Source organism: Streptomyces sp. HUAS CB01, from assembly GCF_030406905.1.
GTDB lineage: Bacteria > Actinomycetota > Actinomycetes > Streptomycetales > Streptomycetaceae > Streptomyces > Streptomyces chengbuensis.
In genome coordinates this window covers 2118957-2143072 of record NZ_CP129137.1, presented here as the reverse complement: position 1 = coordinate 2143072, position 24116 = coordinate 2118957, and the positions used below count along the sequence as shown (strand labels likewise).

The following is a 24116-nucleotide window of genomic DNA, read 5'->3' as shown; positions in this document are numbered from 1 at the left end:
GCGGCTGTGGCGAGCGGGGCCGGAGTGACAGGGGCCGGAGTGGCAGGGGACACGGGGACGGGCGGGCGCCCGGGTGCCGTGGTCGCGCCCGGGGGTGCTCCGCGCCGCGGCAGGCCCCGGAGCGAGGCGGCCGAGCGGTCCATCCGCGAGGCGGTCGTCACCCTGCTGGAGGAGGGGCTGCCGCTGGGCGACATCTCCATCGAGCGCATCGCCCGCACCGCGGGGGTCGGCAAGGCCACCATCTACCGGCGCTGGGCCGACAAGGAGGAGCTGTTCGTCGACGTCGTGCGCGACATCGAGCCGCCGGACCCCGATCTGCCCGGCACCTCCGCCCGTGACGACCTCGTCGTCATGCTGGAGTCGGTACGTCTCGGCGGTCTCGCCCAGCGCTCGTCCGCGCTGCTGCACAACGTCCGCGCCCAGATGAAGAGCCACCCCAAGCTGTGGGACGCGTACGTCGCGACGGTCATCGACCCGCGCCGGGCGACCGTGCTGGAGATCCTGCGCCGCGGCGTCGCCCGGGGCGAGATCCGCGACGACCTGGACATCGACCTGCTCAACGACCTGATCGTCGGCCCGATGCTCGTGCGTGCGGTGATGCGGCCCGACGCCCCGTTGCCCGGCGACCTCGCGGAACGCATGGTCAGGGCCGTGCTGGAGGGCCTCGGTCCGCGGCCGTCCTGATCCCTTGCGGTCCTCACGCCGACTCGCGCCCCGCCCTGCTCCGCCGGCCCCTGCTCCCTCCGCCGTCGTCGTGCCCCTGGCCGCGCTCCCCGCCCTCCTCCCGGCCCTCGGCGCACGCCGCGTCGGCCAGTGTGCGCGTTCTGTCACAGCCGCGCCGTCACGGACCTTGATCGGAACCCGTCGCGGCGCCCGGTCGTCCTCGAACCCGTACGGCAGAAAGACACCCGGCATCGCCTAGGGTCGTGGCGGGCAAGGTGTGCACGGCAAGGCAGTGAGGACTACGCACATGCGGCAGGCATACATGACGGAAACGGGACACGGCAGCGCGGAGGACCCCCGCCCCGGTTCCCGGCTCCGGGCCCTGCTCGACCGCTGGCGGAGCGATCCCGGCATCTGGCGGCGCGGCATCGTCCTCGCGGTGATCGCGATCGTCACCGGTCTGCTGATGATCCTGCACGCGCAGATCCCCAACAGGGTCGGCAACGTCGGCAGCCTCACCGAGACGTTCCTGCCCTGGCTGGGGCTGCTCGTGCCGGTACTGCTGGCCCTCGCGCTCGTGCGGCGCTCCGCCACGGCACTGATCGCGCTGCTCGTCCCGGCGATCGTGTGGCTGAACCTCTTCGGCGGACTCCTCACCGACAAGTCGGGCGACGGCGGGAACCTCACCGTCGCCACCCACAACGTCAACGCCGAGAACACCGACCCGGAGGGCACGGCCCGCGAGGTCGCCGCCTCCGGTGCCGACGTCGTCGCCCTGGAGGAGCTCACGGGTGACGCGGTCCCGGCGTACGAGAAGGCGCTGGCCCCCCAGTACCGCTACCACTCCGTGCAGGGGACGGTCGGCCTGTGGAGCAAGTACCCGATGAGCGACACCCGGCCCGTCGACATCCGGCTCGGCTGGGTCCGCGCCATGCGCTCCACCGTCGCCACCCCGTCCGGCGACGTCGCGGTCTACGTGGCGCACCTGCCGTCGGTACGGGTCAAGATGAACGCGGGCTTCACCGCGAGCCAGCGCGACACCAGCGCCGACGCGCTCGGCGAGGCGATCGCCCGTGACCGGGTGGGCCGCGTCGTGCTCCTCGGCGACCTCAACGGCACCATGAACGACCGCTCCCTGAACGCGGTCACCTCCCAGATGCGCTCGACGCAGGGTGCCGCGGGCGACGGCTTCGGCTTCAGCTGGCCGGCGTCGTTCCCGATGGCCCGGATCGACCAGATCATGGTGAAGGGCGTCGAGCCGGTCTCGTCCTGGACGCTGCCGCGCACGGCCAGCGACCATCTGCCCATAGCGGCCAGCGTCCGGTTCTGACCGCGGACAGGCCGGCCGCGGGGCCCTTCCGACCGGCCCGGCCTCGCCCGACCGGCCCGGCCTCGCCCGACCGGCCCGGCCTCGCCCGACCGGCCCGGCCTCGCCCGACCGGCCCGGCCTCGCCCGACCGGTCCGGGTCTGCCGGACCGGGCCTTTTCCACCGGCCCAGACGTGCCCGACCGGCCAGGTTCCCTTCCGACCGGCCCGGAGCCTTTCCGGCAGCACCGGCGATCGCGAAGCTTTGGGCGACCGGCGACCGGCGACCGGCGATCCGGTGCCTAGGCTCCCGGACGCCGGGCCGTGACCGACCCGCCCGCCCACAGGGCCGCCAGGGCCTGGTGCCCTCCGGCGGCTCCGGGTGCCGCGCGGGCGGCTGGGTCTTGTGCCCCCTGGGGCGGGCCCGGGCGTTGTGCCCTTCGGCAGGGCTGGGTCTCGTGTGGCGGACGGGACCGGCGCGTGTGCCCCTCCCGCAGGGCGGGCCCCAGCCTCTTGCGCCCTCCGGCGGCCGGGGACCGGACCGGCACCGGAGCCCGACCGCAAAGCCGCGGCAACCACCCGTTCATCCGCGGGAACAATCCGCCTGAGAGACTTTGTTCCGCTAGAGAACTAACTGGGAAAGGCTCTCTCATGCCCCTGGCGCTGCTCGCGCTCGCCGTGTCCGCCTTCGGCATCGGCACCACCGAATTCGTCATGATGGGCCTGCTGCCCAACGTCGCCGAGGATCTCGGTACGTCCGTCCCCACCGCCGGGCAGCTCGTGTCGGCGTACGCGATCGGCGTCGTCATCGGCGCGCCGCTGCTGACCGCGCTGGGCTCCCGCGTTCCGCGCAAGCGGATGCTGCTCCTGCTCATGGCGTTGTTCACCGTCGGCAATCTCGCCTCCGCGCTCGCCCCCGGCTTCGGCACCCTCCTCGCCGGCCGCGTCCTCGCCGGACTGCCGCACGGAGCGTTCTTCGGCGTCGGGGCGGTCGTGGCCGCCCGGCTCGTCGCCGAGGGACGGCAGGCGCGGGCCGTGGCCACGATGTTCCTCGGGCTGACGGTCGCCAACGTCATCGGCGTGCCCGCCGCGACCCTCCTCGGCCAGCACCTCGGCTGGCGCGCCACCTTCCTCGTCGTCACCGCGATCGGACTGGTCGCGATGGCCGCCCTCGCCCGGCTCGTCCCGCATGTGCCCGTCGACGCCCACCAGGGCCTCGGCCGCGAACTGCGCGCCCTCGGCGACCGGCAGGTGTTCCTCGGACTGCTCACCGCCGTCTTCGGTTTCGCGGGTGTCTTCGCCGTCTACTCCTACCTCGCGTCCATCACGACCGAGGTGATGCGCCTCGGCGAGACCTCCGTGACCCTGGTCCTCGCCCTGTTCGGCATCGGCATGACGCTCGGCGCCCTGGCGGCCGGGCCGCTCACCGACCGCGCGCTGCGGCCCACCCTGTACGGCTCGCTCGCGGCGCTGGCGCTCGTGCTCGTCGCCTTCCGCTTCACCGCGCACATTCCGTGGATGGCGCTCGTCACCGTGGTCGTCCTCGGCGCGGTCGGCTTCATGACCACGACGCCGCTCCAGATGCTGGTGATGAACAAGGCCCAGGACGCGCCCACCCTGGCCTCCGCCTCCAACCACTCCGCCTTCAACCTCGCCAACGCGGGCGGTGCGTGGCTCGGCGGCGCGGCCATCGCGTCCGGCTGGGGCTGGACCTCCCCGACGCTCGTCGGCGCGGCCCTCGCCGTCGTCGGGCTGGCGATCGCGGTGGCCGCCGGGCTGCTCGACCGCACGGAGACGGGGACCTCCCGCGTCGTCGCGGGAAGCCCCCTCACCGCGGACGGGCCGTGCGTCAGCGCGTCGTCGTCTCGCGCCAGCGATTCGTGATCGGCAGCCGGCGGTCCTTGCCGAAGCCCTTCGCGGAGATCTTCGTGCCCGGCGGGTACTGGCGCCGCTTGTACTCGGCGGTGTCGACGAGACGCAGCACCCTCGCCACCAGTTCCTCGTCGTAGCCCGCCGCCACGATCGCGTCCTTGCCCCGGTCGCGGTCGACGTACAGCTCCAGGATCCGGTCGAGCACGTCGTAGTCGGGGAGCGAGTCGGTGTCGACCTGCCCCGGCCGCAGTTCGGCACTCGGCGGCTTGACGATCGAGTTCTCGGGGATCGGCGGGATCTGGCCGCGCTCCTCGGCCGCCCGGTTGCGCCACTTCGCCAGCCCGAAGACCGAGGACTTGTACACGTCCTTGATCGGGCCGTACGCGCCGACGGAGTCGCCGTACAACGTCGAATACCCCACCGCCAGCTCGGACTTGTTGCCCGGCGCGAGCACGATGTGGCCCTCCTGGTTGGACACGGCCATCAGCGTCGTGCCGCGCAGCCGCGACTGGAGGTTCTCCTCCGCCAGGCCGGTCAGCGAGAGCGAGCCCATGAAGGCGTCGAACATCGGCTCGATCGACACGGTGCGGAAGTTCAGCCCCGTCCGGCGGGCGAGTTCGGCGGCGTCGTCGCGGGAGTGGTCCGAGGAGTACCTGGACGGCATGGAGATGCCGTACACGTTCTCCGCCCCCAGTGCGTCGCAGGCGATCGCCGCGACCAGCGCGGAATCGATACCTCCCGACAGACCGACGACGACCGAGCGGAAACCGTTCTTGGCGACGTAGGCGCGCAGGCCGACGACCAGCGCCGAGTACACCTCCTCCTCGTCGTCGAGCCGCTGGGCGTAACCGCCCGTGAGCTCGCGCTCGTACGACGGGAGCGGGTCGGCGGAGAGGACGACCCGGTCGATGGTCAGCCCGTCGTCCACCAGCCCGGTCGGGGCGTCGGCGGACGCGGCCGGGACGTCCAGGTCCAGGATCACGCTGCCCTCGGCGAACTGCGGTGCGCGCGCGATCACCTCGCCGTCCCGGTCGACGACGATCGAGTCGCCGTCGAAGACGAGTTCGTCCTGGCCGCCGATCATCGCGAGGTACGCGGTGGTGCAGCCGGCCTCCTGGGCTCGCTTTCGGACCAGTTCCAGGCGGGTGTCGTCCTTGTTCCGCTCGTAAGGCGAGGCGTTGATCGAGACCAGCAGCCCGGCCTCGGCGGAACGCGCGGCGGGGACCCGGCCGCCGTCCTGCCAGAGGTCCTCGCAGATGGCGAGCGCGACGTCGACGCCGTGGACGCGCACGACGGGCATGGTGTCGCCGGGCACGAAGTAACGGAACTCGTCGAAGACGCCGTAGTTGGGCAGGTGGTGCTTGGCGAACGTCAGCGCCACCCGGCCGCCGTGCAGCACGGCCGCGGCGTTCTGCGGGGCCCCGGCGGGCTGGCCGTACCGGGGCTGCGCCTTCTCGGAGCGGTCGAGATAGCCGACGATCACGGGGATCTCCCCGAAGCCCTCGTCCGCGAGACGTGCCGCGAGCGCGCGGAGGGCGGCCCGTGACGCCTCGACGAAGGACGACCGCAGGGCCAGGTCCTCGACGGGGTAGCCGGTCAGCGCCATCTCGGGGAACGCGATGAGATGCGCGCCCTGCGCGGCGGCGTGCCGGGTCCAGTGCACGATCGACCCGGCGTTGCCGGCGAGATCGCCGACCGTCGAGTCGATCTGATTCAGAGCGAGGCGAAGTTGAGGCACGCGCCCAGTGTAATCGTCTCTCTGACGCGATGTCCCGGCACTGTGGTCCGCGCCACCTCGCGGGCCCGCGGACGGGGCCGGAGATCCGGGCCCGCCTCGTCGGACCCCGCCCCCGCGCAGGCCCCGATCCGCCCTGGGCGCGCAGGGTCCCCCGCCCCGTTCGGGCTCCGCCCCGGGCCGGGGTTCCCGGGGAGGGCGGGGCCCTCCCCCGGGAATCAGTCCTCGTACGCCAGCGTCGTCATCATCCCGGACTCCGAGTGGTAGATGTTGTGGCAGTGGAACATCCACAGGCCTGGATTGTCCGCGTCGAAGTCCGCCACCAGTTTGCGGTGCGGCAGCAGGATCGCGGTGTCCTTGCGGGCGCCGAGGGAGTCGATTCCGGCCAGGGCGAAGGTGTGGCCGTGCAGGTGCATGGGGTGCCACATGTCCGTGGCGTTGATGACCACCAGCCGCACCCGCTCGCCGTACTCGATCCTGTGGAGCACCTCCGGGTCGTACGGCTGCCGGTCGAAGGCCCAGTCGTAGCGCTTCATGCCGCCGGTCAGCGTGAACCGGATGAGGCGGTCCGGGCGGCGCCGGTCCAGCTTCACCGAATCCTCCGGCCGCAGGTGCGCGGACGACTGCAGCACCCTGCGGTCCAGCTCCGACGGACGGGTCGACGGCTTGGGCGTCGCCCCGCCGCCGGTCCGCAGCACGGCCATCGCCGAGCCCTTCTTGCCCTCCGCCAGCGCCGTGAACGGGAACACCCCGTCCTTCGCGGTGACCAACACGTCGTACCGCTCGGCCATGCCCAGCAGCAGCGCGTCGGTCTTGTGCGGGTGGACGGGGAAGCCGTCCGAGTGGACGACGGTCATCTCGTGGCCGCCGAGCGCGACCCGGAAGGCCGTCTCGCCGCCGGCGTTGATGATCCTCAGCCGGATCCGGTCGCCCGGCTTCGCCTTGAACTCGGTCGGGTCGTCCGCCGTGCGCCCGTTGATCAGGTAGTACGGGTACGCGACATCGCCCGCGTGGCCGCCGAGCAGCTTGCTCGTGGCGTTGCTCAGCAGCCGGCGCGGACCCCTGCCGCCGGCCGGCCCGGGCGACCCGTGGCCCTTGTCCGGTTCCTGGGCCCTGGCCGGTCCGTACCCGGCGTCGACGCCGCCGGTCGGCCGGGACCGCGGACGGCCGTCGCGCTCCTCGTCGTCCCCGCCCTCGCGGTCCTCGCGGTCCCGCTCGCGCCGGTCGTCCTCGTCGTCCCCGTGACCGCCGTCGTGCGCGTTGCCGTGGCCCATCGCCGGCTCGCCCTTGCGGAGCTGCGACAGCACGTCGTCGGGCGTGGATCCGCCCACGCCGTCGATCCAGTCGTCCAGGACGATGATCCACTCGTGGTCGTAGGAGAGCGGTTCCTTCGGGTCCTCCACGATCAGCGGCGCGTACATGCCGCGGTCGATCTGCACGCCGTAGTGGGGGTGGAACCAGTACGTGCCGGCGTGCGGCACGGTGAAGCGGTACGCGAAGGTCCCGCCCGGCTTGACCGCCTGCTGGGTCACGCCGGGGACGCCGTCCATCTTGTTCTCGAGGGCGATGCCGTGCCAGTGCACGGTGGTGGGCACCGGCAGATGGTTGGACAGGGTGAGTTCGAGCGTGTCGCCGGCGTTGATCCGCACCTCCTTGCCCGGTAGCTGGTCGTTGTACGTCCAGGTCCTGAAGGTGCGTCCGCGGCCGATGTCGACCGTGCTGGGCGTGGCCGTGAACGTACGCGTGCGGAGCGGGCCCACGCTGCGCACCGCCGCCGGACCGCCGACCTTCTTTCCGTCGGCCGGGACGGACCCCTCGGCGGGTGCACCCGCCGCACCACGGCCGCCGTCGGCCGCCCCGCCGCCGGAGCAGGCGGCGAGCAGCCCCGATCCGGCGGCGGCGATCCCGGCACCGAGCACGGCGCGCCGGGTGGGAGAGGTCTGACGGGTGTGCTCCTGACTGGACATGGCCCTCCGGTCGGTCGAACATGCGCGCACCGCCCCCTCGGGGGACGGGCCCCGGGTGGGGCTGAACGCGGCACGACCTAGCATGGAGCACGATGCCCGAAACATCCGGTACATCCAGAACTGTCGCGCTGCTTATCGCACTCGGCGCCCTCCTGTACACCGCATGGGTGCTCGAACTGCTCCTGGCCACGGGCCTCGACCCCGTCCGGGCGTACGTCAGCGAACTCTCGGCCGCGGACCAGCCCTTCGGCGGCCTGTTCCGCGCCACGGACCTCGCCGCGGGACTGCTCGTCCTCGCCGGGGCGGCCGTCGCCCTGCCGTCGCGGCCACGACGGCCTTGGTCCGTCGCCGGCTGGGCTGCCCTCGCCGTCTTCGGCCTGGCGACCGCACTCGACTCGCGCCTGCCGCTCAGCTGCGCGCCCACCGACGACCCGGAGTGCGCGGCGCTGGAGACGGCGGGCCTCGTCCCGGCCACGCACACCGCGCACGCCGTGAGTTCCAGCCTCGCCATGGCCGGCGCCCTCACCGGCATGGTCGCGCTGACCGTCGCCGCGCGCCGCTACCGCCGGTTGCCCCTGCTGGGCCGGGTGGGACCGGTCCTCCTCGTCCTCGAACTCGCCGCCACCGTCTGGACGCTGACCGCCGTCGCCGCCTTCGAGGCCGGCCGCGGCATCTGGTGGCTCGGCGCCGGGCAGCGACTCCAGGTGCTGATCGTGGCAGGCTGGCTGGCGGTACTCGCGCTGTCCGTGGCGCGGGAGGATACGGGCCGGCCGGACGGGGACCGGCCGGGAACGAGGGGGACTGCGTGACGTTCGTACGGATCGGCGGAGTGCCCCACCACGTGGTGGTCGAGGGCGGCGGACCCGTCTGCGTGCTCAGCGCGGGCCTCGCCATGAGCTGGTTCGACTGGGACCCCGTCGTCCCCCTGCTGACCCCGTACCGCACCGTCGTCCGGTTCGACCGGCCCGGGCACGGACTGAGCGGCCCCGCCGTGGTGCCCCCGTCGGCCGAGGGGGAGGCCCACCGCATCGCCGGGCTCCTCGACGCCCTCGGACTCGGCGGAATTCCCGTCACCGTCGTGGGGCACTCCATCGCAGGCTTCCACGCGGAGGCCTTCGCCCGCCTCCACCCGGCCCGTACGGCCGGCCTCGTCCTGGTCGACGCGAGCGTCGAGGAGGACGCCAGGGCGCCCGTCGCGCCCGCCGTCCGCACGGCCGTGGCGCACGGCCTCGGCGCGGCGCTGACGGCCGTGGGAGCGCCCGCCGCGGTCGGCCCCGCCCTCCGGCGCGCCCTGGTCCGGCTGTCCCGCGACGGCGGCGGCGACCCGGCCCCCGCCGCCCTCGTACGCCGCTGCTACGGCACCTCACGCGTGCTCCAGGGGGCGCTGCTGGAGAACACCCACTACCGCGCCGTCGCCGCCGAACTCCTCGCGCTGCGCGCGCGGTTCCCGCTGCCTGAGGGCGTGCCCGTGACCGTGCTGGCCGCGGCGGACGGCCGGGGGCGGCGCTCCACGGCCCGCTGGCTGGAACGGCAGCGCTCGCTCGCCCGCGAACTGGGCGGCGCGCACTTCGAAGCCGTCGAGCGGTCGGGGCACATGGTCATGCTGGACCGCCCGGACGCCGTGGCCCGGGCGGTCCTGAAGCCCGGATGACGGAGCGGAGCGCGGGCGACCGGTCACCTGGACCGTCCGGGAGCGCCGGGCGCGGAGTGCCTGAGGCGCCTGAAGCGCAGGGCGCGCGGCGGCCCGGAAGCGGCGGGATTCCGGCAGCGCCGGGCGCGCACGGCGTGCCGGGGGACCCGGAATCCCCCGAAGCGCCGTGCCTGCCAGGTGCGCACGAGGTGCCGGGGAGCCCGGGGCTCGGAAGCCCCCGAAGCGTCCGGAACCCGGGGAAAGCCCGGGCCCCTGAGGGAACTCGGGCCCTTGGGGAAACCGGCCCCTGGCGAAACCGGGGGCTCGCGGGACCGGTCTCCGAGGGCAGCCCGGTCCCCGGGAAACCGGGCTTCTGAGGGATACCGGGCTTCTGAGGGCCGTCAAACCCCTGAGGGCAGCCGGGCTTCCGAGGGCAGCGGCCTCCGAGCCGTCCGGGCGGCCGCCGTGGCGCCGCGGTGAGCGAACGTCGCCACGCGGCACGCGTACTGACGCCGGGTCAGGCGCGCGCGTACACCTGCTCGACCCACTGCGCGAGCTGGTCCTCCGACAGATGCTGCGCCAGGTCCGCCTCGCTGATCATGCCGACGAGGCGCTTGTTCTCGATGACGGGGAGCCGGCGGATCTGGTGCTCCTGCATCTCGTGCAGTACGTCGCCGACGTCCGCGCCCGAGTCGATCCAGCGCGGGGTGCCGCGGGCCATCTCGCCCGCCGTGATCTTCGACGGGTCGTGGCCCATGGCCACGCAGCCGACCACGATGTCGCGGTCGGTCAGGATGCCGCACAGCCGTTCGTCGGCGTCGGCGATGGGCAGCGCGCCCACGTTCAGCTCGCGCATCAACTGCGCGGCACGGTCGAGAGTTTCGTGCGCCGGGATCCACTGGGCCCCGGCATGCATGATGTCCTTGGCGGTGGTCATGGGGTTCGTACCTCCTGGGCGCGGCCCACGCCCGTTGTCACCCGATGTCACGTCCGCTCGTCCCGCGCGGGTGGGAGGAACCCGCCGATGGCCCTGCTGACGCTGCGCATCACGGGCCGGGATCTTCCCGGCCGGGACTGCGGGGACTTCTTCGACGTGCACGTCGGCACCCAGCGCGGCACGGAGCCGGACCAACTGGTCCCGGCGGACGCCGAGGAAGCCGTCTTCGACCTTACCGCCGACGTCGTGGCGGCGCCCGACGGGACGACCGGCTTCCGGGGCCCCTGGGTCCAGGGCCCGCGCGGGGCGCGCTTCGTGTATCTGACGTCAGGCGAACCGCCGGCGCGGGCGGCACCTTCGCGATGTTCCGGCGGGCCAAGCTCTTCCTCGGCGACATCCCGCCCGAACCGGTGGCCGGAGGGAGTGCCGACACCACGATCGGGCTGACCGACGGCCTCGGCCTCCTGCTGTGCGCGGCCGTCCGCCCGCCACGGGTGGTGTGGCGGGCGGGGCGCGGGGACGCACGGAGGAGGGCGGGGTACACACGGAGGAGGGCCGAGCGGCCGCCCGGGAGGCCGGGGCACACCCCGGCGCGCGGCCGGCAGCGACGTGCGGCGACGCGAGGGGCGGCCCCGCGGCGGGCACGCCACCACGTAGGTCGTGGAGGGGCCGCCGCGGGTGGGTCCTCGGTTCCGTCCCGACGACGCCGACGGTTCCGTCCCGGGTGCCACCCCCGCCGCGCGGCACGGCGCGGGCACTCCGCGCGGGAAACGGGCACAGCATGGCCCGGCGAGGGCATCCGCGCGGGACGGGCCCACCTGGCCTGCCCCGGCCTCTCGGGCCGGGCGGAGAGCACCGCCGTACCGGCTCCGGGCACCACCGCGTGGCGCGGGCGGTCCGCCCGGCCCACGCGGTGGTCGCGCCGGTACTCAGGGGCGGGGCGCCGCACCCCGCTTCTTCAGGAGGTCCGCCATCAGGTCCATCTCGGACTGCTGGGCGTCGACCATGCCCTGCGCCAGGGCCTTCTCCTGCGGCACGGTGCACAGGCTTGCGCAGCCCTCCGCCATCGCGACGCCGCCCTTGTGGTGGTCGGTCATCAGCTGCAGGTAGAGCACCTCGGCCTGCTTGCCGCTCGCCTTCGCCAGCCGGTCCAGCTCGGCCCGGGTGGCCATACCGGGCATCACCGCCCCGGTATCGGGCTGCCCGCCGCGGCTCGCGTCCCCGGCGCCGGCGCCCTGGTCACTCCCGTGAGCGCCGTTCCCGGACGTGCCACCGTGCCCGCCGTCGTCGCCGTGCGCGCCGTCCCCGTGGCCGCCTTCCCCGTGCGCCTGTTCCATCCAGGCCATCGGCTCGGCTCCGGAGTCCACCTTCGGCAGCCCCCACAGATCCAGCCAGCCCAGCAGCATGCCGCGCTGGTTGGCCTGGGTGTTGGCGATGTCGTAGGCGAGCCGCCGCACCTCTTCGTCCTGCGTACGGTCCCGGACGATGAAGGACATCTCCACCGCCTGCTGGTGGTGGACGGCCATGTCACGGGCGAAACCCGCGTCGGCCGAGTCCGCCGCGGGGGCGGCGGCGGCCGCGCCGCCCCCGTGCCCGCCGGGATGCCCGTCGTCGCCGCCCGCGGACGCGACCGTGGCCGCGCCCGCGAACAGCAGCGCCAGCGCCACCGCCGCGATCGAGACCCAGTGCGTCCGCGTCAGCGTGAGCGTCACGCGCTCAGTCCGCCCGTGCACGCGGCACCCGGCTCGGGCGTCTGCGGACCCTGCACGTACTTGGTGAAGAACTGGTCCACCCGCGGGTCGTCCGCGCTGTCGACCGTCACCTGCTTGCCCCAGGCGCTGAGCATGATGGCCCCGGCCTGGTCCTTCACCGGGCTCATCATCGAGTACGAGGTCTTGCCGACCTTGTCCTTGAGCTTCTGCACCTCGGCGGCCGGGGCCTTGTCGCTGTACGTGACCCAGACGGCGCCGTGCTCCAGCGAGTGCACGGCGTTCACCTCGGGGATCGGCTTGTCGTAGACGTTGCGGTCGCAGTTCATCCAGGCCTGGTGGTGGTCACCGCCGACCGGGGGCTTCATCGGGTACTTCACGGCCGCGGTGACGTGGTCGCGCCCGAGCTTCTTGGCGTCCCAGGACTTCTCGTCCTTGATCGGCGCCTTGGCGGCGGCCTCGGCCTGCTCCTTCTTCTCGGACTCCTTGTTCAGCACGTATGCGCCGAAGCCGACGAGGCCCGCCACCAGGACCGCGCTGAGCGAGATCGTGATGACGCGGTTGCGGCGCTCGCGGGCCTGCTCGGCGCGGCGCATCTCCTCTATGCGGGCGCGGCGGTCGTTCGTCTTGTTCGTCCTGCTCGACACTCTGCTTCGTCCTTCTTCTGCGTCGGGGGTGTGGGGTGTGCACCTGTTCACATGACCGGGGCCATGGCGGCACGGATGGCGGCGACACGGCCTAGGTCCGCAGCACCTGAAGGACGTGGAGATCCGGGGCGCGGGGGAGCGCACCGGTGCGCCGTGGGCCGCCCGCGACGCGGTCCGGCACGGCGCCGGGCGGAAGCCCGGCCGGGGCCGGAGGCGCGTCCTGGGGCGGGGCGGTGAGGACGCCGGGCGTGAGGTGCGGGAAGAGCCCGCAGTCGCCGCGGTCGTACGGGCAGGTGTACGCGTCGGCCGCCCGGGCACCCGGTACGACACGGGTGGTCCCGCCGGTCCGCCCGGCGGCAGGGGACGCGGAGGCGGCGGCGGAGAACTCCCCGGCCTCCCCGTGGGCGCCGTGCTTGCGCGCCGCCCCGGGGTCCGTGTCAGCCTGTCCCAGACAGAGGAAGAGCGCGGCGAAGAGCGTCGCCACGGCACTCCCCAGCGCCATGGGACGCGCGGTGTGCGCGGTGCGGGTGCTCCGCATGCCCCCCATGGGCGCAGATGGTAATGGCGGGTGCGTGCTCCACGTCATACGGGGTGCGTAATCTGGGCGAAACCCCGGGTCGTGATACTGAAGCTCCCTCTACGCCCTGGCGGTGGTGCACAGGCCGTCTGAACTGCAAGGATGTGGCTATGGACAAGCAGCAGGAATTTGTGCTCCGCACGCTCGAGGAGCGCGACATCCGGTTCGTACGCCTGTGGTTCACCGATGTGCTCGGCTTCCTGAAGTCGGTCGCGGTGGCCCCCGCCGAGCTCGAGCAGGCCTTCGACGAGGGCATCGGCTTCGACGGCTCCGCGATCGAGGGCTTCGCCCGTGTCTACGAGTCGGACATGATCGCCAAGCCGGACCCGGGTACGTTCCAGATCCTGCCGTGGCGCGCGGAGGCCCCCGGCACGGCACGGATGTTCTGCGACATCCTGATGCCCGACGGCTCGCCGTCCTTCGCCGACCCGCGCTTCGTCCTCAAGCGCATCCTGGCGAAGACCTCGGACCTGGGCTTCACGTTCTACACGCACCCCGAGATCGAGTTCTTCCTGCTGAAGGACCGGCCGCTGGACGGCTCGCGCCCGACTCCCGCCGACAACTCCGGGTACTTCGACCACACGCCGCAGAACGTCGGCATGGACTTCCGCCGCCAGGCGATCACGATGCTCGAGTCCATGGGCATCTCGGTGGAGTTCAGCCACCACGAGGGCGCGCCGGGCCAGCAGGAGATCGACCTGCGGTACGCGGACGCGCTGTCCACCGCGGACAACATCATGACGTTCCGCCTGGTCATGAAGCAGGTGGCGCTGGAGCAGGGGGTCCAGGCGACCTTCATGCCGAAGCCCTTCTCCGAGCACCCCGGCTCCGGCATGCACACGCACCTGTCCCTCTTCGAGGGCGACCGGAACGCGTTCTACGAGTCGGGAGCGGAGTACCAGCTCTCCAAGGTGGGGCGGTCCTTCATCGCCGGCCTGCTCCGGCACGCCGCGGAGATCTCGGCCGTCACCAACCAGTGGGTCAACTCCTACAAGCGCATCTGGGGCGGCTCCGCCCGCACCGCCGGTTCCGGCGGCGAGGCCCCCTCGTACATCTGCTGGGGTCACAACAACCGCTCGGCCCTGATCCGCGTCCCGATGTACAAGCCGGGCAAGACCGGCTCCTCCCGCATCGAGGTCCGCTCCCTCGACTCCGGCGCCAACCCGTACCTCGCCTACGCGGTCCTGCTCGCTGCGGGCCTCAAGGGCATCGAGGAGGGCTACGAGCTCCCGGCCGGCGCCGACGACGACGTCTGGGCCCTCTCGGACGCCGAGCGCCGCGCGATGGGCATCGAGCCCCTCCCGCAGAACCTCGGCGAGGCGATCATGCTGATGGAGCGCAGCGAACTGGTCGCGGAGACGCTCGGGGAGCACGTCTTCGACTTCTTCCTCCGCAACAAGAAGCAGGAGTGGGAGGAGTACCGCTCGGAGGTCACGGCGTTCGAGCTGCGGAAGAACCTGCCGGTGCTGTAGCGGGGCCGTCGCTCGGGCGCGCGTGGGGCCGGCGGTCGTCATGGACCGGCGGCCCCTTCGGCGTTCCTGACAGCGCGTCAGGCGGCGTGCCGTTTCGACAGCGGGGCCGGGGCCTCCTGGATGATCCAGCCGTTGCCGTCGGGGTCCTGGAAGAACATGAAGGAGTTCCACGGCTCGCCCTTGCCCGGGGCCCAGCCCGAGGGGGCGACGTGCTGGACCGCGCTGACATCGACGCCCCGCGCGAGCAGTTCGTCGTGGGCCGACTCGATGTCGGGGACGCAGAGTTGGAGTCCCTGGATCGCACCGGGCGGCATCGTCGTCTGGCCCGGCGCAGGCGGCATGCCCTCGCCGATGACGATCGAGCAGGTGGAGCCCGGCGGGGTGAGCTGGAGGATGCGGACGCCGTCGGCGATGTGGGTGTCGTGGTCGATGGTGAAGCCGCACTGGTCGGCGTAGAAGGTCCTCGCCCGCTCCACGTCGGAGACGGGGACGACGATCACTTCCAGGGTCCATTCCATGGGCACCGCCCCGGGTGGCTCGTGCGGACCGCGCGGGGGCCGTTCCCCCCGATCAGTGTGCGCCCGGGAGGAGGGCCCCCGCGACGCGGCGGGCCCCGGCGGCGGCTCCGGCAGGCGGTGCCGGGCCTCCCGGTGCGCCCCGCCGGCCGGGCGGGCCCGGTGCCCTACTCCGCCCCGTTGCCGTCCTCCCGCTCCCGGGCCTGCTCCGCCAGGAGGGCGTGGAGCGGCTGGGAGGCGCGTCGGGTCCACTCCTGGACGGCCCAGCCGTTGCCGTCGGGGTCGGAGAAGTACAGGAACGTGCCGCCGTCGCCCGGGGCGACCTGCTCGGGCCCGGTGACGTCCAGACCGCGGGCCACCAGCTCGGCGTGGGCCGCCCTGATGTCCCCGACGACGAGCTGGAGCCCCTGGTAGGAGCCGGGTTCCAGGGTCCTGCCGCCGGGGAGCGGAATGCCCTCGCCGATGACGACCGAGCAGCCGGAGCCCGGCGGGGTCAGCTGGACGATGCGGAAACGCTCGTCGACGCGGGTGTCGTGGTCGACGCGGAATCCCACCTTGTCGCGGTAGAACTCCTTGGCCCGGTCCACGTCGGTGACCGGTACCAGGACCACTTCCAGCGTGAACTCCACGGGCAACCTCCTGGAACGTGTGCGCGGCCACGGGACGGCGGCCGGCGCTGTACGGATGTGCTCGGCGGCACGGGTGCAACTCAGCGGTACGGACGCGCTGAGCGGTGCGTTCGGTGGTACGTCGCCGGTCGGCGGACGGCGTCCGGCCGGTGGCAGGGCGGCGAGCCGCGAGGCGGGCGGCTTTCAGCGGTCCGCCAGCGGGGCCGGGGCCTCCTGGACGGTCCAGCCGTTGCCGTCCGGGTCCTGGAAGAACATGAACGAGTTCCACGGCTCGGCGCCCTTCCCGTCCGCCCAGCCCGACGGTCCCACGTGCCGCACCGGGCCGACCACGACGCCGCGGTCCACGAGCTCCTTGCGGGCCGCCTCGATGTCGGTGACGCAGATCTGCAGGCCCTGCAGCGTGCCCGGGGCCATCCGGGGCTGTCCCGGGGACTCCGGCATGCCGGACTCCAGGACGATCGAGCAGCGTGAGCCGGGCGGGGTGATCTGGACGAGCCGTGCGCCCTCGAACGGCGACATGTCGAGATCGGCGGTGAACCCGCAGCGGTCCACGTAGAAGTCCTTGGCCCGGTCGACGTCGGTGACCGGGATGGCGACCACTTCGAGGGTCCATTCCATGGTGTGGTCTCTCTCCTCGTCCGTGAGGTGTCGGTGCAGCGGGATGAGCGGGTGCGGCGCGGCGACGGGGCCCGCCGCGCGACGGGTGGGGCCCGATCCGTCCGTGCGCCCGCCGCCCTCCGGCCGGGGTACGCCCGGGCCGGGCCCCGGGGGACCAGCGGGGGGAACCGCCACCGGGTCTGGCTGTACGACCCACGGCCCCGGCCGAAGCCGAACACCGTGCCAGGCGCCACCTCGAGGACCAGGGCGCGGCCTCCGCCCACGTGCCGGAAAGCCTTGTCCCGGACCTCGAAGTGCCACTCCGGACCGTACTTGTCCCGCCAGGTCCGGGCCAGCCGGACGAGCCGGCTCCCGTCGGTCACCTGGACGGCCTCACCCTCGACGACCGGGTCGCGCCCCTCCCTGTCACGGTTGACGCTGGTGGTGAGCACGACCTGCGGATGTGTGGCGAGATCGCGCGCCTTGCGCTCCTCGCCGCCCGTGGTGAAGCGCGGGGCGCCGTCCAGCCGGACCGCGAGCAGCGGTGTGACATGGGGCCGGCCCTCGGGGCGTACGGTCGGCAGCCGGAAGATCTCGGACTCCGTCAGCCGGGCCGGCGCCTCCGTCCAGGGGGCCGGGCCGGCGCCGGGGGAGCTGTAACGCGGGTCCGGATCGGTCCGCGGCTCCGGGAGGGGTTCCCGGCGGGACTCCTGTCCCGTTGCTTCCGCCGGCATGGTGCGGGTCCCTTCCGTGGGGTCCGTGGACGTCGCCCTTCGAGGTGCCGGACCGGCCGTCCGTGGACCTCGTCCCCTCGACGCGCCGTCCGGTCGTGGACGTCGTCCCTACGACTTGTTGACCCCGCGCCCCGGTGGAACTCATCGCCGGAGCGGTTCGGCCCCCTCCGACGCCGGCACGGCCGTATGCCCGCCGTCCGACGGCGTCCAGCGGAGCGTGCCGTCGAGGCCGATCGCGGCGATACCGCCGGGGAGCCCGGCGGGTGCCCCGGCGAGCAGGAAGCCGCCCTCGGTCCAGGCGGCGCGGGCCGCGGTGCCGGTGCCGCTGTCCGGGAGGGTCCGTCCGTCCGCGCGCATCGTCGCGAGCACGCCGGTGCGGGACCGTACGGCCAGCAGGTCGCCGCCCGCGCCGACCGGGCCGAAGCCCGCCACACCGGTCGAGGGCACGGTCGAGACGGCCGGCACGAGCATCCCCGCCGCGGCCGGGACCGTACCCGTCCCCTTTCCCTTCCCCGCTCCGGTCGCCGCGCCGGGCCGCTGCGCGCCGGCCGCACCCTTACCGCCCGCGGTTCCCCTGTCGCCGGTGCCAGGCACCCCGGCGGCTGCGCCGAAGTGGGCGCCGCGCACCTCGCCCGTGACCGGCGTCCGGTACCAGAGCCGGATGCCGCCGCGGGCGTCGGCCCGGGCGTTCAACGCCAGCGTCGTCGCCGGGAGGCCGGTCCGCAGCGGACCGGTCAGCGCACCGCCGGGTCCGTGCTGCGCCCAGGCCAGCACCGTCGACGGGGTCGGGACGAGGACCGTGTGCCTGCCGGACACGTCCGTCGCCGCCACCGGATCCCCCCGCAGACCCGAGCCGCCCAGCGCGGTCCAGGGGCCCCAGCCGCCGCCCGGCAGCCCGCTCCGGCCGGTCAGCCGGTGGGCGGAGTCCCGGACGAACACCCGGAGCAGGCCCGTCGGGTCCACGACCGCCGCCGGGGCGCTGATGGCCGACGTACCACTCGCGTCGTCGCGTTCGGGTGTGCCCAGCGAGGCCCACGGCCCGAACTCCCCGCCCGGGGCGCGCTGCACGCTGAGCACGACGTCCCGGTGGTAGTCCGCCGCGCGGCCGCCGAGCGTCGTACGGGTGGCGAGCACGGCGATCCGGCCGTCGGGCAGGCGTACCGAGGTCACGCCGGCGTCGATGCCGCCCCCGCCCACGAGCCGGGGACCGGTCCACCCCGCCGCGGCCCCCGCGCGGTGCCAGACGGCGAGCCGCTGGTCGAGCACGGAGAACGCCCACGCGGTGCCGCCCGGCCCGGGCTGTGCCCAGGACGTCGACTCGCCGCGCGTGTGGCGCACCGTCTGCGCCCAGCCGTGGCCGGCCGGCCGCGCCGCGACCTTGCGGTCGCCGCAGCCTGCCGCGTCGCCGCAGTGGTCGGTGCCGTCCGTCCACGCGTACGTCTTCAGGGTGCGCAGCTTCGCCGCGGCGTCCGCCGGGCCGAGGGTGCGGGGCAGCCGTCCGGTGGAGTAGCCCAGGTAGGTCTGGACGCCGAAGGCGGGGTGCCCGGGTACGGCCGCGTACCGGGCGAGCGCGGCCTGTGCGAACCGCGCGCCGTACAGATGGTCCTGGTGGTCGGTGTAGGTGCCCTTCGCGGTGCGTCCCGGTGTCGGGTCCTGGATGCGGACGAACGTCGGCCGGAACCGCTCCAGCAGCCCGGCGACGGTCTCGACGACCTGGTCCTTCGTGTACGCGAAGTCCTCCCGTACCGGCGTCCCGGAGGAGAGCTGGGAAGAGAGGGAGTCCACCCGGCCGTCCCACAGCCCGTGGAGGCTGTCGGGCCGGTCGCCGTGGATGCTGCCGGCCTCGCGGAGCTGGACCCAGACGAGGCTGATCCACGGCTTGGCGCGGAGGGTGTCGAGCTCGGCCGTGCCGCCGCCCGCGGTGGGGACGGCCGAGCGCGACCAGGGGCTGGTCCTGTCGCCGGTGGCCATCTCGGCGTAGGCGGCGCGTATGCCGTTCTGGCGGGCCTCGGCGTAGGCGGCCTTGTCGGCCTCCGGGGGACTCGGGTCGTCCCGCCGGGCGTTGACGCCGTCGGATTCGCCCGCCGTCAGGTACACCGACGTCAGACTGCGGCCGGTGGCCAGGGACTGGGCGGTGTCCGGGTTCATGAAGAAGAGGTCGTCGTCGGGGTGGGCGACGATCTGCACCACCCGCTCGCCGGCGGTCGTACGGACCGGCTGCACGATCGGCCCGGCCGGAACGGTCCGCGCCTCCCGGCGGTCCGCCGCGTCCGGCAGGTTCAGCAGCGTGCCCGTGGCGCCCAGCAGCACGGCGGCGGCCAGCCCGGCCACCAGTCCCCGCCGGGCGGGGCGGGTCAGGCGGCCGGGACGGTCCGGCAATCCGGGGCCGTCCGCCGACCCGGGGCCGTCCGCCGGACGGGAGGCGGCAGCGGAGCCGGGGTGGGCCGCGCCGCCCCGGCGGGCCGCGGCGGCGCGGAAGAACGCGGGGACGCGACCGTGCACGGAGGCGCGGGGGGCCGACGAACGGCGGCTGCGGCGGGGCCGGCTGGGCATGGCGGGCGGGTGCTTTCGTGGTCGGGCGGGGCCGGTGACCGCCCGGGCGTACGCGCCCGCGGGACACCGGCGTCCGGCAGGCGTACGCGCGCCCGCCGGACACCGGGGCCGGCGGGCGAGACGGGGCCCGACGGCACACCGGCGACCGGCGGGCGCGTGCAGTCCTCGGGGGACGGGTCCGTGCCGTCCGGGCACGGCGCCCGGACACGACGGAAGACGGAGATTCCAGGGATACGGGTTGTCCCGCCCGAACCACGAAGAACATGGCGAACATCACGGCACCGGGCCGGCGGCGACGCCCTCCGGGGGGCGACCCCCGTACCCCTGCGACTACGCTCGGACCCGGATCCGGACCTTGATCGGAGGCGGCGGGATGACATCGGTGCCGGGGCGCAGAAGCAGCACCTTCACCCGACTGCTGCGACACGGCTTCACCCACCCCGCCGCGGCCGAGCGGCTCCTGGACCTGCCCGAGATGGCGCCCGTGCGCACCGACTCCGTCCTCCTCGACGCCCTCGGCGCCACCGCCGACCCCGATCTCGCCCTGCGCGGCCTGGTCCGTCTCGTCGAGGCGCAGCAGCAGGACGAGCGGCAGGTGCTGCTCGACACGCTGATCTCCGCGAAGCCGCTGCGCGACCGGCTGCTCGGGGTGCTCGGCGCGTCCGAGGCGCTCGGCGACCACCTGGCCCGGCACCCGCACGACTGGCAGGCGCTGGTGACGTACGAGGCGTTCGATCTGCACCCCGGTGTGGAGGACTTCGAACGGGGACTCGCCGAGGCGACCGACCCGGTGTCGCTGCGCGTCGCCTACCGGCGGTGTCTGCTGTCGATCGCCGCCCGCGACGTGTGCGGCACCACCGACGTGGCGCAGACCGCCGCCGAGCTCGCCGACCTCGCGACGGCGACGCTGCGCGCGGCCCTCGCCATCGCCCGTACCGCCGCCCCGGAGGACGCCGCCGCCTGCCGGCTCGCGGTGATCGCCATGGGCAAGTGCGGCGGCCACGAGCTCAACTACGTCTCCGACGTCGACGTGATCTTCGTCGGGGAGCCGGCCTCCGAGGCCGTGGACGAGTCCGCGGCGGTGAAGGCCGCGACCCGGATCGCCTCGCACCTGATGCGGATCTGCTCGGAGACCACGGTCGAGGGCGCGATCTGGCCCGTCGACGCCAATCTGCGGCCGGAGGGCCGCAACGGCCCGCTGGTGCGCACCCTCTCCAGCCATCTCGCCTACTACCAGCGCTGGGCGAAGACATGGGAGTTCCAGGCGCTGCTCAAGGCGCGGCCGGTGGCCGGGGACCCGGAGCTCGGCTCCGAGTACGTCGACGCCGTCTCACCGCTGGTCTGGCAGGCCGCCGAGCGCGAGAACTTCGTGCCCGACGTCCAGAAGATGCGGCGCCGCGTCGTCGACAACATCCCCGCGGCGCACATAGACCGCGAGCTGAAGCTGGGCCCCGGCGGGCTGCGGGACGTGGAGTTCGCCGTCCAGCTGCTGCAGTTGGTGCACGGCCGCACCGACCCCACGCTGCGCAGCGGCTCCACCCTGGAGGCGCTGGGGGCGCTCGCGGCGGGCGGGTACGTGGGCCGGGTGGACGCGGCCCAGCTCGACGAGGCGTACCGCTTCCTGCGCTCCATGGAGCACCGGATCCAGTTGCACCGGCTGCGCCGCACGCACCTCGTCCCGGAGGGCGAGGAGGACCTGCGGCGCCTCGGCCGGTCCCTGGGGCTGCGCGCCGACCCGGTGGCCGAGCTCGACAAGGAGTGGCGGCGGCACGGCTCCGTCGTGCGCAGGCTGCACGAGAAGCTGTTCTACCGGCCCCTGCTGGACGCGGTCGCCCAGCTGGCGCCCGGTGAGACGCGGCTCAGCACCCAGGCCGCGCGGCAGCGTCTGGAGGCCCTCGGCTACGCCGACCCGGCGGCGGCCCTGCGGCATCTGGAGGCCCTGTCGTACGGGGTCTCGCGCAAGGCGGCGATCCAGCGGACGCTGCTGCCGGTGCTGCTCGGCTGGTTCGCGGACTCCGCCGACCCGGACGCGGGCCTGCTCGGCTTCCGCCAGGTGTCGGACGCGCTGGGCAAGACGCCCTGGTACCTCCGGCTGCTGCGGGACGAGGGCGCGGCCGCGGAGAACCTCGCCCGGGTGCTGTCCGCCGGCCGGCTCGCCCCCGATCTGCTGCTGCGCGCCCCGGAGGCGGTCGCCCTGCTCGGGGACCCGGAGGGGCTGAAGCCGCGGGGCCGCGACCACCTGGAGCAGGAGGTGCTCGCCGCGGTCGGGCGTGCGGACGGTGCGGAGGCGGCGGTCGCCTCGGCCCGCGCGGTGCGGCGGCGGGAGCTGTTCCGCACCGCGGCGGCGGATCTGATCGGCTCGTACGGCACCGAGGAGAACCCGGCCGGGCACGACCCGGGCACGCTCGTCGACCGGGTGGGCAACGCCGTCACCGACCTGAACGCGGCCACGATCGCCGGTGCGCTGCGCGCCGTCGTCCGCGAGCGGTGGGGGGACGAGCTCCCCACCCGGTTCGCGGTCATCGGCATGGGCCGCTTCGGCGGACACGAGCTGTCGTACGGTTCCGACGCCGACGTCCTGTTCGTCCACGAGCCGCGCGAGGGAGTCGACGAGCAGGAGGCCGCCCAGGCCGCCGCGACGGTCGTGGCGGAGATGCGGCGGCTGCTCCAACTGCCCAGCTCCGACCCGCCGTTGCTGATCGACGCCGATCTGCGCCCCGAGGGCCGCAACGGACCGCTGGTGCGGACCCTCGCCTCGTACGCGGCCTACTACCGCCGCTGGTCACTGGTGTGGGAGAGCCAGGCGCTGCTGCGGGCCGAGCCGATGGCGGGGGACGAGGAGCTGGGCGCCCGCTTCATCGAACTGGCCGACCCGCTCCGCTATCCGGCGGACGGCCTGGGTGAGGAGGAGGTCCGGGAGATCCGCCGGCTCAAGGCCCGGATGGAGACGGAACGGCTGCCGCGCGGCGCCGACCCGACCCTCCACACCAAGCTGGGGCGCGGCGGTCTGAGCGACGTGGAGTGGACGGTGCAGCTGCTGCAGATGCGCCACGGCTGGTCCGAGCCGGGCCTGCGGACGACGCGGACCCGCACGGCGCTCGCCGCCGCCCGGGACGCGGGGCTGCTGTCCCCGGAGGACGCCGAGGTCCTGGACGACGCATGGGTGCTGGCGACCCGGGTCCGCAACGGCGTGATGCTGGTCAGGGGCCGCGCGGGTGACACCTTCCCCTCCGACGCGAAGGAACTGGCCGCGGTGGGGCGCTATCTGGGCCACGGCCAGGGGCATGTGGGCGAGATGGTCGACGAGTACCGCCGGGCGACGCGGCGGGCGCGCGCGGTGGTGGATCGGCTGTTCTACGGGGCGTAGGACGGGACGCGGGCGTGGCCGAAGCGGCTCGGTCCGGCGCGTGCGGCCCGGTGGGCGCCGTGCACGACGGGCGTGCGGCCGGGCCGCCGGGGGCCGGGCGGGCCGGGCCGCCGTCATCACGGACCGTGAGGGCAGAGGTCCGCCCGCAGCCCGGACGTCGGCCCGGTGACGCCGGGTGTTCAGCTACGCCGTGAGGACGGAGCCGCCGCGCACCGGGTCCGGCACCTGGCGCGGCAGCCGGTGCGGCAGGGACCCGTACCAGACGTAGGACAGGCCGTAGCCGAAGCCGAGGCAGAGCAGTCCGCCGACGGCGTCCAGCCAGAAGTGGTTGGCGGTTGCCACGATCACTATGAGGGTGAGCGTCGGGTACAGCAGGCCGAGGATCTTCGCCCAGGGCGCCGTCGCCAGTGCGAAGACGGTCAGTCCGCACCACAGGGACCAGCCGATGTGCATCGACGGCATGGCCGCGTACTGGTTGGACATGTTCTTCAGATTGCCCGAGGCCATGGAGCCCCAGGTGTGGTGCACCAGCACCGTGTCGATGAAGTTCTGGCCGTTCATCAGCCGCGGCGGCGCCAGCGGGTAGAGGTAGTAGCCGACGAGCGCGACACCGGTGGTGGCGAAGAGGACGAGCCGGGTGGGGGCGTAGCGGCCGGGGTGCCGGCGGTAGAGCCACACCAGGACGCCGATGGTCACGACGAAGTGCAGGGTGGCGTAGTAGTAGTTCATCGTCACGATCAGCCATGTCACCGAGTTGGCGGCGTGGTTGACCGTCTGCTCGACGGCGATGCCGAGGGCCTTCTCGGCCTCCCAGATCCAGTCGGCGTTCCGCAGGGCCTGGGCCTTCTGCTCGGGAACGGCGTTCCGGATGAGGGAGTACGTCCAGTAGCTGACCGCGATGAGCAGGATCTCGAACCAGATGCGCGGCCGCCGGACCGACCGCAACTTCCCCAGTCTGGTCCGCTCCGGGGCCGGGCCGTCCTCGGTCACCATGGGTGACGGGGACGCGGTCCGGCCTTCCAAAGTCTTCACGGTCGCTTCACCCATAGGAGCAGAGTCTGCCAGATGGGTGCGTCCGCTCCGATCATCCCTCGGTCGGGTTCGGGAGGGGCTCCGGTCCCTCCTGAGGACTAGTCGGAGCCCCCGCATTTCCCTGGGGTTTCCCGGAATTCGGGAGTCCGGTCGAGGGGTCCGCCGAGCGGGTGG

General features: G+C 73.8%; 18 protein-coding genes and 2 pseudogenes. 8 read left to right on the top strand and 12 right to left on the bottom strand.

Annotation, left to right across the window (positions count from 1 at the left end; translation table 11 throughout):
• Positions 1–39: 39 nt before the first annotated feature.
• The 3 genes from QRN89_RS09505 (at position 40) to QRN89_RS09495 (ending at position 3853) form a co-directional block, all read left to right on the top strand.
• Entirely contained in the window at positions 40–684 is a 645-nt protein-coding gene (locus QRN89_RS09505; protein WP_290348914.1) for a TetR/AcrR family transcriptional regulator, read from the top strand.
• Positions 685–1045: 361 nt separating this feature from the next.
• Complete coding sequence (locus QRN89_RS09500; protein WP_399010234.1) at positions 1046–1993, top strand: endonuclease/exonuclease/phosphatase family protein; 948 nt, start codon at positions 1046–1048, stop codon at positions 1991–1993.
• 627 nt (positions 1994–2620) lie between these two features.
• Positions 2621–3853, top strand: a complete 1233-nt coding sequence (locus QRN89_RS09495) for an MFS transporter (protein ID WP_290348912.1) — start codon at positions 2621–2623, stop codon at positions 3851–3853.
• Here the strand turns inward: QRN89_RS09495 and QRN89_RS09490 are convergent.
• Both QRN89_RS09490 and QRN89_RS09485 read right to left on the bottom strand, forming a co-directional pair.
• A complete protein-coding gene (locus QRN89_RS09490; protein WP_290348911.1) occupies positions 3819–5579 on the bottom strand; it encodes an NAD+ synthase in 1761 nt (586 codons plus the stop codon). The two genes, QRN89_RS09495 and QRN89_RS09490, sit on opposite strands and share 35 nt — an antisense overlap.
• 215 nt (positions 5580–5794) lie before the next feature.
• Complete coding sequence (locus QRN89_RS09485; protein WP_290348910.1) at positions 5795–7543, bottom strand: multicopper oxidase family protein; 1749 nt, start codon at positions 7541–7543, stop codon at positions 5795–5797.
• Positions 7544–7635: 92 nt separating this feature from the next.
• Between QRN89_RS09485 and QRN89_RS09480 the strand changes: the two genes are divergently transcribed.
• Both QRN89_RS09480 and QRN89_RS09475 read left to right on the top strand, forming a co-directional pair.
• A complete protein-coding gene (locus QRN89_RS09480; RefSeq protein WP_290348909.1) occupies positions 7636–8352 on the top strand; it encodes a DUF998 domain-containing protein in 717 nt (238 codons plus the stop codon).
• Entirely contained in the window at positions 8349–9194 is an 846-nt protein-coding gene (locus QRN89_RS09475) for an alpha/beta fold hydrolase (RefSeq protein WP_290348908.1), read from the top strand. The genes QRN89_RS09480 and QRN89_RS09475 overlap by 4 nt, the downstream gene beginning before the upstream one ends.
• A gap of 496 nt (positions 9195–9690) precedes the next feature.
• On the opposite strand, the gene QRN89_RS09470 is transcribed toward QRN89_RS09475, so the two are convergent.
• Positions 9691–10110: a CBS domain-containing protein gene (locus QRN89_RS09470; RefSeq protein WP_290348907.1), complete on the bottom strand. Its 420-nt coding sequence runs from the start codon at positions 10108–10110 to the stop codon at positions 9691–9693.
• On the opposite strand from QRN89_RS09470, the pseudogene QRN89_RS09465 reads away from it, so the two are divergent.
• A pseudogene (locus QRN89_RS09465) lies at positions 10084–10559 on the top strand (DUF5990 family protein); the annotation flags it as partial. The gene QRN89_RS09470 and the pseudogene QRN89_RS09465 sit on opposite strands and share 27 nt — an antisense overlap.
• A 480-nt stretch (positions 10560–11039) precedes the next feature.
• On the opposite strand, the gene QRN89_RS09460 reads toward QRN89_RS09465, so the two are convergent.
• From QRN89_RS09460 to QRN89_RS09450, 3 genes are all read right to left on the bottom strand, one after another.
• Positions 11040–11822: a DUF305 domain-containing protein gene (locus QRN89_RS09460; RefSeq protein WP_290348905.1), complete on the bottom strand. Its 783-nt coding sequence runs from the start codon at positions 11820–11822 to the stop codon at positions 11040–11042.
• On the bottom strand, positions 11819–12466 hold the full coding sequence (locus QRN89_RS09455) for a thioredoxin-like domain-containing protein (protein WP_290348904.1): 648 nt from the start codon (positions 12464–12466) through the stop codon (positions 11819–11821). Before QRN89_RS09455 ends, QRN89_RS09460 begins: the two co-directional genes overlap by 4 nt.
• Before the next feature lie 91 nt (positions 12467–12557).
• Positions 12558–13013, bottom strand: a complete 456-nt coding sequence (locus tag QRN89_RS09450; RefSeq protein ID WP_290348903.1) for a hypothetical protein — start codon at positions 13011–13013, stop codon at positions 12558–12560.
• A 140-nt stretch (positions 13014–13153) separates the two neighbouring features.
• Here QRN89_RS09450 and QRN89_RS09445 point away from each other — a divergent pair, with 140 nt between their 5' ends.
• The gene (locus QRN89_RS09445; protein WP_290348902.1) at positions 13154–14515 is read left to right on the top strand and encodes a glutamine synthetase family protein; all 1362 of its coding nucleotides are present in this window, start codon (positions 13154–13156) and stop codon (positions 14513–14515) included.
• A gap of 77 nt (positions 14516–14592) precedes the next feature.
• Here the strand turns inward: QRN89_RS09445 and QRN89_RS09440 are convergent, their stop codons facing one another.
• The 5 genes and pseudogenes from QRN89_RS09440 to QRN89_RS09420 form a co-directional block, all read right to left on the bottom strand.
• Positions 14593–15033, bottom strand: coding sequence for a VOC family protein (locus QRN89_RS09440; RefSeq protein WP_290348901.1), 441 nt, complete (start codon positions 15031–15033; stop codon positions 14593–14595).
• A gap of 164 nt (positions 15034–15197) precedes the next feature.
• Complete coding sequence (locus QRN89_RS09435; protein WP_290348900.1) at positions 15198–15659, bottom strand: VOC family protein; 462 nt, start codon at positions 15657–15659, stop codon at positions 15198–15200.
• A 183-nt stretch (positions 15660–15842) separates the two neighbouring features.
• On the bottom strand, positions 15843–16277 hold the full coding sequence (locus QRN89_RS09430; RefSeq protein WP_290348899.1) for a VOC family protein: 435 nt from the start codon (positions 16275–16277) through the stop codon (positions 15843–15845).
• Between the two features lie 164 nt (positions 16278–16441).
• Positions 16442–16990 (bottom strand): annotated as a pseudogene (locus QRN89_RS35805) (pyridoxamine 5'-phosphate oxidase family protein); the annotation flags it as partial.
• A 141-nt stretch (positions 16991–17131) separates the two neighbouring features.
• Complete coding sequence (locus tag QRN89_RS09420; RefSeq protein WP_290348898.1) at positions 17132–19543, bottom strand: PIG-L family deacetylase; 2412 nt, start codon at positions 19541–19543, stop codon at positions 17132–17134.
• Positions 19544–19916: 373 nt separating this feature from the next.
• On the opposite strand from QRN89_RS09420, the gene QRN89_RS09415 reads away from it, so the two are divergent.
• The gene (locus tag QRN89_RS09415) at positions 19917–22910 is read left to right on the top strand and encodes a bifunctional [glutamine synthetase] adenylyltransferase/[glutamine synthetase]-adenylyl-L-tyrosine phosphorylase (protein ID WP_290348897.1); all 2994 of its coding nucleotides are present in this window, start codon (positions 19917–19919) and stop codon (positions 22908–22910) included.
• Between the two features lie 183 nt (positions 22911–23093).
• Here the strand turns inward: QRN89_RS09415 and QRN89_RS09410 are convergent, their stop codons facing one another.
• Positions 23094–23957: a phosphatase PAP2 family protein gene (locus QRN89_RS09410; protein ID WP_290348896.1), complete on the bottom strand. Its 864-nt coding sequence runs from the start codon at positions 23955–23957 to the stop codon at positions 23094–23096.
• Positions 23958–24116: the final 159 nt, after the last annotated feature.